The 11,654-nt window shown below is 68.5% G+C and carries 10 protein-coding genes; 7 read left to right on the top strand and 3 right to left on the bottom strand.

Annotated elements, in window-relative coordinates:
- Positions 1-4: 4 nt before the first annotated feature.
- From ACFWB8_RS26380 to ACFWB8_RS26370, 3 genes are all read left to right on the top strand, one after another.
- Positions 5-706 carry an HAD family hydrolase gene (locus ACFWB8_RS26380; RefSeq protein ID WP_385231951.1) on the top strand — a complete coding sequence of 234 codons (702 nt, stop codon included), beginning with the start codon at positions 5-7 and terminating at the stop codon, positions 704-706.
- Positions 707-1,187: 481 nt separating this feature from the next.
- Positions 1,188-2,792: an ABC transporter substrate-binding protein gene (locus ACFWB8_RS26375; RefSeq protein ID WP_385231948.1), complete on the top strand. Its 1,605-nt coding sequence runs from the start codon at positions 1,188-1,190 to the stop codon at positions 2,790-2,792.
- Between the two features lie 74 nt (positions 2,793-2,866).
- Positions 2,867-4,447 (top strand): ABC transporter substrate-binding protein, encoded by a 1,581-nt coding sequence (locus ACFWB8_RS26370; protein WP_385231945.1) that lies wholly within the window; start codon positions 2,867-2,869, stop codon positions 4,445-4,447.
- A 74-nt stretch (positions 4,448-4,521) separates the two neighbouring features.
- Here ACFWB8_RS26370 and ACFWB8_RS26365 read toward each other — a convergent pair whose 3' ends face one another.
- Both ACFWB8_RS26365 and ACFWB8_RS26360 read right to left on the bottom strand, forming a co-directional pair.
- Positions 4,522-5,193 carry a response regulator gene (locus ACFWB8_RS26365; protein ID WP_385231942.1) on the bottom strand — a complete coding sequence of 224 codons (672 nt, stop codon included), beginning with the start codon at positions 5,191-5,193 and terminating at the stop codon, positions 4,522-4,524.
- A 109-nt stretch (positions 5,194-5,302) separates the two neighbouring features.
- Positions 5,303-6,193, bottom strand: a complete 891-nt coding sequence (locus ACFWB8_RS26360; RefSeq protein ID WP_385232021.1) for a RecB family exonuclease — start codon at positions 6,191-6,193, stop codon at positions 5,303-5,305.
- Between the two features lie 244 nt (positions 6,194-6,437).
- Here ACFWB8_RS26360 and ACFWB8_RS26355 point away from each other — a divergent pair, with 244 nt between their 5' ends.
- The 3 genes from ACFWB8_RS26355 (at position 6,438) to ACFWB8_RS26345 (ending at position 9,256) form a co-directional block, all read left to right on the top strand.
- Positions 6,438-7,571 (top strand): site-2 protease family protein, encoded by a 1,134-nt coding sequence (locus ACFWB8_RS26355; protein ID WP_385232018.1) that lies wholly within the window; start codon positions 6,438-6,440, stop codon positions 7,569-7,571.
- Between the two features lie 18 nt (positions 7,572-7,589).
- A complete protein-coding gene (locus ACFWB8_RS26350) occupies positions 7,590-8,486 on the top strand; it encodes a tRNA (adenine-N1)-methyltransferase (RefSeq protein ID WP_030233594.1) in 897 nt (298 codons plus the stop codon).
- 182 nt (positions 8,487-8,668) lie between these two features.
- A complete protein-coding gene (locus ACFWB8_RS26345; protein WP_385231938.1) occupies positions 8,669-9,256 on the top strand; it encodes a hypothetical protein in 588 nt (195 codons plus the stop codon).
- A gap of 4 nt (positions 9,257-9,260) precedes the next feature.
- Here the strand turns inward: ACFWB8_RS26345 and ACFWB8_RS26340 are convergent, their stop codons facing one another.
- On the bottom strand, positions 9,261-9,581 hold the full coding sequence (locus tag ACFWB8_RS26340; protein ID WP_385231935.1) for a ferredoxin: 321 nt from the start codon (positions 9,579-9,581) through the stop codon (positions 9,261-9,263).
- Between the two features lie 264 nt (positions 9,582-9,845).
- Here ACFWB8_RS26340 and arc point away from each other — a divergent pair, with 264 nt between their 5' ends.
- Positions 9,846-11,612: a proteasome ATPase gene (gene arc / locus ACFWB8_RS26335; protein WP_385231932.1), complete on the top strand. Its 1,767-nt coding sequence runs from the start codon at positions 9,846-9,848 to the stop codon at positions 11,610-11,612.
- Positions 11,613-11,654: the final 42 nt, after the last annotated feature.

Below are 11,654 nucleotides of genomic sequence, written 5' to 3'. Positions count from 1 at the left end.
CCGAATGACCAGCACCGTCCCCGCCCCCGTCGCCCGCACGGCCGACGGGCACGCCCTGCAGGCGGTGCTGCTCGACATGGACGGCACCCTCGTCGACACCGAGGGATTCTGGTGGGAGATCGAGGCCGAGATCTTCCACGAGCTGGGCCACCGCCTCGACGAGGCCTGGCGCGACGTCGTCGTGGGCGGCCCCATGAGCCGCAGCGCGGCCTTCCTGATCGAGTCCACCGGCGCCGCCATCACCCTCGCCGAGCTCAGCGTCCTGCTCAACGAGCGCTTCGAGGCCCGCATCGCCGACCGCGTGCCCCTCATGCCCGGCGCCGAGCGGCTGCTGAGCGAGCTGGCCCGGCACAACGTGCCCACCGCCCTCGTCTCCGCCTCGCACCGCCGCGTCATCGACCAGGTCCTGCTCACCCTCGGGCGCGACCGCTTCACGATGACGATCGCCGGCGACGAGGTGGCGCGCACCAAGCCGCACCCCGACCCGTACCTGCACGCCGCCGCGGCCCTCGGCGCGCACCCCTCGCGCTGCGCCGTCATCGAGGACACCGCCACCGGCGTGGCAGCCGCCGAGGCGGCGGGCTGCCGCGTCGTCGCCATCCCCTCGGTGGGCCGGATCGAGGCCGCCCCGGGCCGCACCGTCGTGCGCTCGCTGGAAGACGTGGACCTGTCCTTCCTGCGCTCCCTCATCACTCCGATGAACTGACCGCACACGCTCCGTCCCGAACGGAACGCCCGCGGGACCCAGGTCCCGCGGGAGGATGTTCCGTAAAGGGCTCCGGAGGCTGAAATTCCATCCTTTCCGCGGCAGTTGTCCCGGGTGACCTTCGTCACCGTCGGGGCCCCCGCGAGGCGTGCCCGAAGGCCGCCGGGGCTTCCCTTGTGTCCGGATTGATCAGCACCTGACCGAATCTGTGAACGCCCCCGCATGAACAGCCCGTCCGCTCCCATCACGGTGCGATTACGCCCCAAGTCCTGCCAGTTCCAGCCATCCCGTCCAGGGCCACTAATGTCGATCCGGGCACCGCGCCGCACCTCAGCCTTTCCGGACACACACCCCTGTTCCGGAATCGCGTGGACCGATCGTCACAACACCGGCCCGATCGTTCCGCCCTGAACGGGCGACCGTCGCGAAGTGCCCTCAACGCCGCTTTGAGCAAGTGCCGGTTACAGGGAGTACTTCCAGCATGAACCGCAAGACCATGGTGCTGACGGCCGCGGCCGGACTGCTCACCCCCGTGCTGACCGCATGCGGCAGCACGAGCGGCGGAGGAGCAGGATCCGGGGCGATCGTCGTCGGAACCACCGACCGGTTCGAGGCCGCCGACTACGCCCCCGCCCCGTTCGACCCGGCCCACGCCTACGACGCCGGCGCCTGGAACGTACTGCGCCAGACCGTCCAGACGCTGATGCACACCCCGCGCGGCGGCGGCCAGCCCGTCCCGGAAGCCGCCTCCGACTGCCGCTTCACCGACACCGGCAACGAGAGCTACCGCTGCACCCTGCGCCCCGGCCTCAAGTTCGCCTCCGGCGACCCGCTCACCGCCCAGGACGTCAAGTTCTCCCTCGAGCGCGTCCTCGCCATCAAGGACGAGAACGGCCCCTCCTCGCTGCTCTCCACCCTCGACACCATCGAGGCCAAGAGCGCCGACACCGTCGTCTTCCACCTGAAGACCCCGGACGCGACCTTCCCGTACAAGCTCTCCACCCCCGCCACCGGCATCGTCAGCGCCAAGAACTACGACGCCAAGAAGCTCCGCGAGGGCTTCGCCGTGGACGGCTCCGGCCCGTACACGATGAAGGCCGAGGTCAAGGGCAACCAGCTGGTCCGCGCCGTCTTCAACAAGAACCCGCACTACAAGGGCGACATCAAGCTCCAGAACGACAAGGTCGAACTGCGCAGCTTCGCCGACTCCGACGCCATGAACAAGGCGCTCGCCGCAGGATCCATCCAGATGGTCTCCCGCACCCTGTCGCCCGCCCAGATCACCGAGCTCTCCGCCAAGCCCCCCAAGGGCGTCAAGCTCGTCCCGATGCCCGGCCTGGAGATCCGCTACCTCGGCTTCAACACCGAGGCCCCGGTCGTCAAGGAAAAGGCCGTACGCCAGGCCCTCGCCGCGGCCGTCGACCGAGGCAGCCTCATCTCCAAGGTGTACGGCAAGTCCGCGCAGCCCCTGTACTCGCTGGTCCCCACCACCGTGACCGGCCACGTCAACTCCTTCTTCAACAAGTACGGAGAGGCCAACACCGCCAAGGCCGCCGACCTGCTGAAGGCCGCCGGGATCAAGACCCCGGTCAAGCTGACGCTGAACTACACCAACGACCACTACGGCGACGGCACCGCGGCCGAGTTCGAGGCCCTCAAGGCCCAGCTCAACTCCACCCAGCTGTTCGACATCAGCGTCCAGGGCAGCGACTGGAACGACTTCCGGCCCGCGCAGAAGAAGGGCGACTACGCCGCCTACGGGCTCGGCTGGTTCCCCGACTACCCCGACGCCGACAACTTCCTCGCCCCGTTCCTGGAGCAGGACAACTTCCTGGGCACGCCCTACGCCAACGCCATGGTGCGAGGCAAGCTCATCCCCGACTCCCGGCGCGCGGTGGACCGCAACGTCGCCGTCCCCGCGATCACGGAGATGCAGGACATCGTCGCCGAGGACGTACCCGTCCTGCCCCTGTGGCAGGGCAAGCAGTACGTCGCCGCACGCGACGGGATCACCGGAGTGGAGTGGTCGGTCAACGCCATCTCCGACCTCCAGCTGTGGGAACTCGGCCGGGGCGTCAGCGGCTGAGAACGGAAGGAACCGGCAGCGGATGTCGCGGGCCGGCGCAACGAAACAGTTCGACTGTGAAGGACGTTCGCGTGATGAGACGTAACCAGTGGTTGGCGGCCCCGCTCGGCGCTGCCACCGCCGCCGCGCTGCTCAGCGGTTGCGGTTCGACGGAGGGCTCGAACGCCGGCAGCGGCAAGGGCGTCGTCATGGGCATATCCGACAAGGTCAAGTCCACCGACCCCGCCTCGGGCTACGACCCGGGCTCCTGGCTGCTCTTCAACAACGTCTTCCAGTCGCTGCTCAGCTTCCCCAAGGGCGGCACCACGCCCGAGCCCGACGCCGCGCAGTCCTGCGCCTTCGAGGGCGGGGACAGCAAGCTCTACAAGTGCACCCTGCGCGGCGGCCTGAAGTTCAGCAACGGCCACGGCCTCACCTCGAAGGACGTCAAGTTCTCCTTCGAGCGCACGCTGAAGATCAACGACGAGAACGGCCCGGCCGTGATGCTCTCGTCGATCGCCGGCATCGACGCCCCCGATGACAAGACCGTCGTCTTCCGCCTCAAGACGTCCGACGCGACCTTCCCGAGCAAGATCGCGTCGGGCGCGGGCTCCATCGTCGACCACGCCGAGTACCCGGCCGACAAGCTGCGTACGGACGGCAAGGCGATCGGCTCCGGTGTCTACAAGCTGGACTCGATCAACGACAAGAGCGCCGGATTCTCGGTCAACGACTCCTACAGCGGCAAGGCCAAGGCGAAGAACACCGGCGTGACGCTGAAGTTCTTCGACGGCGACCAGGCCGCCCTCAAGTCGGTCCTCGAGCGCGGCGACGTGGACTTCGCCTTCCGCGGCCTGGCCGCCAAGGACATCGCCGGTCTCGCCGCGGCCAAGACCGGCGACCAGAAGGTCGACGTCGTCCAGGGCACCGGCGCCGAGGTCGAGCACATGGTCTTCAACGTCAACGACCCGGTCGTCGGCAAGCTCCCCGTCCGCAAGGCCATCGCGTACCTCGTGGACCGCGAGGCGCTCGTCAAGGACGTGTACGCCGGCACCGCCGCCCCGCTCTACTCGATCGTCCCGGCCGGCATCGCCGGACACACCACCCCCTTCTTCGACCGCTACGGCGGCAGCCCGCAGCCGGACAAGGCCAAGGCCGTCCTCAAGGCCGCCGGCATCAACGGCAAGGTCAAGCTGACCCTGTACTCCACGCCGTCGCGCTACGGACCCTCCACCGACCAGCAGTTCCAGGTCATCGCCAAGCAGCTCAACGACAGCGGCCTGTTCGAGGCCGACATGAAGTCCGTCGAGTACGAGCAGTACGAGAAGGACATCCAGGACGGCAAGTACGGCGTGTACGTGAAGGGCTGGGTGCCGGACTACCCGGACGCGGACAACTTCACGCAGCCGTTCTTCGGCCCGGACAGCGTGCTGCACAACAACTACGACAACAAGGAGATCACCGGGACGATCATCCCGTCGACCTCCGCGAAGTCGGACCGCACCTCGGCCAACACGGACTACGACCGCCTCCAGGACATCGTCGCCGACGAGGTCCCGATCCTGCCGCTGTGGCAGGGCAAGCAGTACGCGGTCACCCGGCAGAACGTGACCGGCCTGCAGTGGTCCCTCGACGCCTCGACCGTCTTCCGCTTCTGGGAGATCAGCAAGGGCTGACCCGGACACGCACACGGCAACGGGCCGGTAGCCGCGCGATGCGGCTGCCGGCCCGTCGTCGCTGCCGGCCCCGGCTACTGAGCGCCCGGGCGCACCAGACCGCTCTCGTACGCGTACACCGCGGCCTGGACCCGGTCGCGCAGGCCCAGCTTCGTCAGCACATGACCCACATGCGTCTTGACCGTCGTCTCGCTCACGAACAGGTCCGCCGCGATCTCCGCATTCGACAGACCCCGCGCCACCAGCTTCAACACCTCGACCTCGCGCTCGGTCAGCGTCCCCAGGGTGTTGGGGGCGCTCTCCTCACCCGACGGCAGGTGACCGGCGTACTTGTCCAGCAGGCGCCGCGTGATGCTCGGCGCGAGCATCGCCTCACCCCCCGCGACCACCCGGATCGCCTGGACCAGCTCATTGGCGGGAGCGTCCTTCAACAGGAAACCGCTGGCACCCGCCCGCAGCGCCTCCACCACGTACTCGTCGAGGTCGAAGGTGGTCAGCACGAGCACCTTCGCCGGACCGTCCCGGCCCGGACCCGTGATCTGCCGGGTCGCCTCCACCCCGTCCATCCGCGGCATCCGGATGTCCATCAGCACCACATCGGGCTGTAGCGCCCGCACCTGGTCCAGCGCCTGCAGACCGTCCCCGGCCTCCCCGACGACCGCCAGGTCCTGCTCGGCCTCCAGGATCATCCGGAAGCCGGTGCGCAGCAGCGGCTGGTCGTCGACCAGTAGGACGCGGATCGCCACGGGGTCTACCTCGTATTCGTCAAACGGCTTCGGCGGACCCGCCCCATTCTGCCCTGCCCCGATGATCGGGCTCCGGCGGGTCGATCAGCCTCGGTATCAGCCCTTGGTGTCAGGCCTCGGTGTCAGGCCGCGGGGTGATCATCAGAGGATAGGCCGGGGGAGTGCCGCCGAACTCCGGACACACCGCCTGATGATCACACCAACCGCACAGCTTCGTCGGCCGCGGCCGCCAGTCACCCGACAGCGTCGCCTCCCGGATCGCCTCCCACAGCGCCAGCAGCTTGCGCTCCACCCGCTCCAGATCCTCGATCACCGGGTCGTACGTCAGCACGTCCCCACTGCCCAGGTACACCAGCTGCAACCGCCGCGGCACGACCTGCTTCAGCCGCCACACCACCAGCGCATAGAACTTCATCTGGAACAACGCGCCCTCGGCGTACTCCGGCCGCGGCGCCTTGCCCGTCTTGTAGTCGACGATCCGCACCTCGCCCGTCGGCGCCACATCCACCCGGTCGATGATCCCGCGCAGCCGCAGCCCCGACTCCAGCTCCGTCTCCACGAAGAACTCCCGCTCCACCGGCTCCAGCCGCGTCGGGTCCTCCAACGTGAACCACCGGTCCACCAGCGCCTCGGCCTCCGTCAGCCACCGCGCCAGCCCCGCCCCCTCGTCCCCCGCCGGGAACAGCTCCGTCAGCTCCGGCTTCGACTCCAGCAGCCGGTCCCACTGCCCCGGGATCAGCGCCTTGGCCCGCGGCGCAGTCCGCTCCGGCGCAGGATGGTCGAAGAGCCGCTCCAGCACCGCATGCACCAGCGTCCCCCGCGTCGCCGCCGGACTCGGCTTCTCCGGCAACTTGTCGATCACCCGGAACCGGTACAGCAGCGGACACCGCATGAAATCACTCGCCCGCGACGGGGACAGCGAAGAAGGCGCCACCGCACTCGCACGCGGCGCAGCGTCGTCATCGGCTTCGGCCGGCACAGCACCGGGACTCGTCGTCATACACAAAACCCTACGACCCGCCACCGACAGCAGACGCATACCATCGACGCCAAGCCCCCTCGCACTGCATGATCGGAGCATCACACCGCGCGATCGGCGCGGCCCGACACGCGAGCGGAGACGCACGAAAACCGCCGGGGCACCCACAGCACCGGACAGCAGCGAACGAAGGACAACCGTGGCAGACACCGACGAAACCGGCGAGCGCCCCAGCCGGCGCTCCGGACCGGGCGGCGGACTCCTCATGGGCCGCCCCTTCGGCGTACCCGTCTACGTCTCGCCCAGCTGGTTCCTCGTCGCCGCCCTCATCACCTGGGTCTTCGGCGACCAGCTCGACCGGATCCTGCCCGACCTCGGACCCGCCCGCTACCTCGTCTCCCTCTTCTTCGCCGTCGCCTTCTACGCCTCCGTCCTCGTCCACGAACTCGCGCACACCATCGCCGCACTCCGCTTCAAACTGCCCGTGCGCCGCATCCAGCTCCAGTTCTTCGGCGGAGTCTCCGAGATCGAGAAGGAGTCCGAGACCCCCGGCCGCGAATTCGTCCTCGCCTTCGTCGGCCCCCTGCTCTCCCTCGTCCTCGCCGGCGCCTTCTACCTCGGCATGAAGACCGTCGACCCGGCCACCGTCCCCGGCGTCCTCCTCGCCGGCCTGATGATCTCCAACCTCCTGGTCGCCGCCTTCAACCTGCTCCCCGGCCTCCCGCTCGACGGCGGCCGCATGCTCCGCGCCGTCATCTGGGGCATCACCGGCAAACCCATGACCGGCACCATCGCCGCCGCCTGGGTCGGCCGCGGCCTCGCCGTCACCGTCCTGCTCGGCCTGCCCCTGCTGACCCACACCGGAGCCCTCGGCAACCCCGCCCAGGAAATCGGCGGCATGGACACCGTCATGGACGCCCTCCTCGCCGCGATCCTCGCCGCCATCATCTGGACCGGCGCCGGCAACAGCCTGCGCATGGCCCGACTGCGCGAACACCTCCCCGAACTGCGCGCCCGCACCCTCACCCGCCGCGCCATCCCCGTCGAGAACACCACCCCCCTCTCCGAGGCCCTGCGCCGCGCCAACGAAGCCGGAGCCCGCGCCCTCGTGGTCGTCGACGGCCACGGCGACCCCACCGCCATCGTCCGCGAAACCGCCATCGCCTCCGTCCCCGAACACCGCCGCCCCTGGGTCGCCGTCAGCACCCTCGCCCAGGACCTCACCGACGGCATGACGGTCTCCGCCGAGCTCACCGGCGAAGAACTCCTCGACCACCTCCGCGCCACCCCCGCCACCGAATACCTTGTCACCGAAACCGGCGGCGAGATCTACGGCGTGCTCTCCACCCAAGACGTCGAGAGGGCCTTCGTGAAGGCCATGGCGCGGCCCCAGTCCTGAAGCCAATACACTGGTCACATGTCCGAACCGACCGGTGCCGCCCGCCGACGCGGGCCCTTCGAGGTCGGGGACCAGGTTCAGCTCACCGACCCCAAGGGCCGCCACTACACGTTCACGCTCGAAGCCGGGAAGAATTTCCACACCCACAAGGGTTCCTTCCCGCACGACGAGCTGATCGGTGCTCCCGAGGGCAGTGTTGTCCGTACCACGGGCAACGTCGCGTACCTCGCGCTGCGTCCCCTGCTCCCCGACTATGTCCTGTCCATGCCCCGCGGTGCCGCCGTGGTCTACCCCAAGGACGCGGGCCAGATCCTGGCCTTCGCCGACATCTTCCCCGGCGCCCGCGTCGTGGAAGCAGGTGTGGGCTCCGGCTCCCTGAGCAGCTTCCTGCTGCGCGCCATCGGCGACCAGGGCATGCTCCACAGCTACGAGCGCCGCGCGGACTTCGCCGAGATCGCCACCGCCAACGTCGAGCGCTACTTCGGAGGCCCGCACCCCGCGTGGCAGCTGACCGTCGGCGACCTCCAGGACAACCTGTCCGACACCGACGTCGACCGCGTGATCCTCGACATGCTCGCCCCCTGGGAATGCCTGGAGGCCGTCTCCAAGGCACTGGTCCCCGGCGGCATCCTGTGCTGCTACGTGGCCACCACCACCCAGCTCTCGCGCACGGTGGAGTCCATCCGCGAGTTCGGCTGCTACGCCGAGCCGCAGCCCTGGGAATCGATGATCCGCAACTGGCACGTCGAGGGCCTGGCCGTCCGCCCCGACCACCGGATGATCGGCCACACCGGCTTCCTCGTCACCGCCCGCCGCCTCGCCGACGGCGTCGAGCCGCCCATGCGCCGCCGCCGCCCCTCCAAGGGCGCGTACGGCGAGGACTACGACGGCCCCGGCAGCGACCGCTCCGCGTAGCCGCACCCTTCAACACGAAGGCGCTGTGGCGCAGTTCCCCGCACGATCCGGGAACTGCGCCACAGCGCCTTTTCGTTGTCAGGGCAGCCGGGCCACCGGCCCCGGACCCGGCCGTTCCACCTCCGTGTGAGGTGTGGCACGATGCTGGCTCCCCGTCACCCTTCGCACAGGAGACACCCCGCGTGCTGCACAGCCCCGCCGAGCTGACACCACTGGAAACCCTGGCGCACACCGGCACCAGGCCCATCCACTGGCTCGCCACGGCATCCGCCATGGCCGCCGTCATCGCCGCCGCGGGACTCCTCCAGCCCGATCCCGCCACCGGCGCCACCGCGGCCCCCCTGAGCGGCCCCCGGGCGGCCGCCCCCGACGCGCACGCGGTCACGTACCCGCTGGACTGCAAGGGCGCCCCGCAGACCGTCACCGCCACCGCCGAAGGCGATCTCGACGGCGACGGCCGCCCCGAAACGGTCGCCGCCGTCCGCTGCGAAGCCGGCTCGGGGACCCCGCCGCACGCGATCTACGTACTCACCCGGGACAAAACCGAAGGCGCCCCGCCCCGCGTCGTCGCCACACTGCTCGACGCCGGCCGGCGACAGACCGCCACCGACCTCACCATCCGCGACAAAACGGTCACCGCCAGTCTCCTCGGCTACTCCGGACCCGAGGTCCCGCGCTGCTGCCCCGACAAGAAGCAGCTCGCCAAGTGGCTCTGGAGCGGCGGGAAATTCCGCCAGGAGCTTACGGACTCGAGCTCCGCAAGTGTTTGAACCCTCACTCCGCGTCGGGACCGAAGACCTCGACCCTGTCCGAAACGCGCCTTACGTGAATGCAGTCACCCGGGCATTCCTTCGCCGAGTCCACCACGTCCTGGAGCAGAACCAACGGAACCGGAGTGCTCGCCCCCGCCTCCTGCAGCAGCTCCTCGCCGACGCCCTTCACGTACGCCAGACCGTCGATGTCCAGCTCGAACACCTCCGGGGCGTACTGCACGCAGATGCCGTCACCGGTGCAGAGGTCCTGGTCGATCCACACCTCGAGCGGTTCTCCGGCCACGCCGGCACCGCTCGTGGGAGCCTCCTGCTGCACGGTCATATCTCCTGCACTTCCCTGCCCTGAGTGATCCATCCCGGACACGACTCGCAGCAAGTCGCGCGAGCCCTGACGGGTGTTGAACAGTTCGACCTTACAACCGGCCGCTTTCCGATGTTGATGGGTGGGTATTTCCTTGGCGTGAGGGAGTACGCAAGGGTGAAGATCGGACACACCTCTACCGTCTTTGTGATCTAGGGGTTTCAATCACCACCAGCCCAGGTAGGGTCAGGAAGCGTCCAGCTCCCCTTGGAGGAGGTGAGGACCGTGGCAGCCCACGACGACGACATCAACCGCGGCATCCGGCCGGGGCGAGGGTCTGAGGACCCCGCCGGCCAGGTTGCCTTTCTCGAGCAGGAAATCGCCGTCCTGCGACGTAAGCTCGCCGACTCTCCGCGACACACGAGGATTCTCGAAGAGCGGATCGTCGAGCTCCAGACAAACCTGGCCGGCGTCTCCGCGCAAAACGAGCGCCTGGCCAATACCCTCCGCGAAGCCCGCGACCAGATCGTGGCCCTCAAAGAGGAAGTAGACCGGCTCGCACAGCCGCCGGCCGGCTTCGGTGTCTTCCTGCAGACCAACGAGGACGGCACCGTCGACATCTTCACCGGCGGCCGAAAGCTCCGCGTGAACGTGAGCCCCAGCGTCGACCCGGAAGACCTCCGGCGCGGCCAGGAGGTCATGCTCAACGAAGCCCTCAACGTGGTCGAAGCCATGGCATACGAGCGGGCCGGGGACATCGTCACCCTCAAGGAGATCCTCGAGGACGGCGAGCGCGCCCTGGTCGTCGGGCACACCGACGAGGAAAGGGTGGTGAGGCTCGCCGAGCCGCTCCTGGACGTCACCATCCGCCCCGGCGACTCCCTGCTGCTCGAACCCCGCTCCGGCTACGTCTACGAGATCGTCCCCAAGAGCGAGGTCGAAGACCTCGTCCTCGAAGAGGTCCCCGACATCGACTACGACAAGATCGGCGGCCTGGGCGACCAGATCGAGCTGATCCGCGACGCCGTCGAGCTCCCGTACCTCTACCCGGACCTGTTCAAGGAACACGAACTGCGTCCCCCGAAGGGCATCCTGCTCTACGGCCCGCCCGGCTGCGGCAAGACGCTCATCGCCAAGGCCGTGGCCAACTCCCTTGCCAAGAAGGTCGCCGAAGTCACCGGCCAGGCCCAGGGGAAGTCGTACTTCCTGAACATCAAGGGCCCCGAACTCCTCAACAAGTACGTCGGCGAGACCGAGCGGCACATCCGCCTCGTCTTCCAGCGTGCCCGCGAGAAGGCGAGCGAGGGCACCCCCGTCATCGTCTTCTTCGACGAGATGGAATCCCTCTTCCGCACCCGCGGATCCGGAGTCAGCTCGGACGTGGAAAACACCATCGTCCCTCAGCTGCTCGCCGAGATCGACGGCGTGGAAGGCCTGGAGAACGTCATCGTCATCGGCGCCTCCAACCGCGAGGACATGATCGACCCGGCCATCCTGCGCCCCGGCCGGCTCGACGTGAAGATCAAGATCGAGCGCCCGGACGCCGAGGCCGCGAAGGACATCTTCGCCAAGTACCTCAAGGCCTCGCTGCCCCTGCACACGGACGACCTGTCCGAACACTCGGGCTCCCCGGCCGGCACCGTCCACAGCATGATCCAGACCGTCGTCGAGCAGATGTACGCCGAAACCGAGGAAAACCGCTTCCTCGAGGTCACGTACGCCAACGGCGACAAGGAAGTCCTCTACTTCAAGGACTTCAACTCCGGCGCAATGATCCAGAACATCGTCGACCGTGCGAAGAAGATGGCCATCAAGGCCTTCCTCGAGCACAAGCAAAAGGGCCTGCGCGTCTCCCACCTCCTCCAGGCCTGCGTGGACGAGTTCAAGGAGAACGAGGACCTGCCCAACACCACCAACCCCGACGACTGGGCCAGAATCTCCGGAAAGAAGGGCGAGCGGATCGTATTCATCCGCACACTCGTCACCGGAAAGCAAGGCGCGGACACCGGACGCTCCATCGACACGGTGGCCAACACCGGTCAGTACCTCTGACGAAGCGGGGCGGCTGCGGGTGCCCCCACCGGGGCACCCGCC

The sequence above is a fragment of the Streptomyces sp. NPDC060031 genome (assembly GCF_042736805.1).
Classification (GTDB): Bacteria; Actinomycetota; Actinomycetes; order Streptomycetales; family Streptomycetaceae; genus Streptomyces.
Note: the sequence above shows the minus strand (reverse complement) of the source record. Positions and strands in the feature narration are given on the sequence as shown.

Excerpts from the sequence above, each read along its gene's own strand:
- ACFWB8_RS26380 (WP_385231951.1), top strand. The coding sequence starts at position 5 with ATGACCAGCACCGTCCCCGCCCCCGTCGCCCGCACGGCCGACGGGCAC.
- ACFWB8_RS26375 (WP_385231948.1), top strand. The coding sequence starts at position 1,188 with ATGAACCGCAAGACCATGGTGCTGACGGCCGCGGCCGGACTGCTCACC.
- ACFWB8_RS26370 (WP_385231945.1), top strand. The coding sequence starts at position 2,867 with ATGAGACGTAACCAGTGGTTGGCGGCCCCGCTCGGCGCTGCCACCGCC.
- ACFWB8_RS26360 (WP_385232021.1), bottom strand. The coding sequence starts at position 6,193 with ATGACGACGAGTCCCGGTGCTGTGCCGGCCGAAGCCGATGACGACGCT.
- ACFWB8_RS26355 (WP_385232018.1), top strand. The coding sequence starts at position 6,438 with ATGGGCCGCCCCTTCGGCGTACCCGTCTACGTCTCGCCCAGCTGGTTC.
- ACFWB8_RS26350 (WP_030233594.1), top strand. The coding sequence starts at position 7,590 with ATGTCCGAACCGACCGGTGCCGCCCGCCGACGCGGGCCCTTCGAGGTC.
- ACFWB8_RS26340 (WP_385231935.1), bottom strand. The coding sequence starts at position 9,581 with ATGACCGTGCAGCAGGAGGCTCCCACGAGCGGTGCCGGCGTGGCCGGA.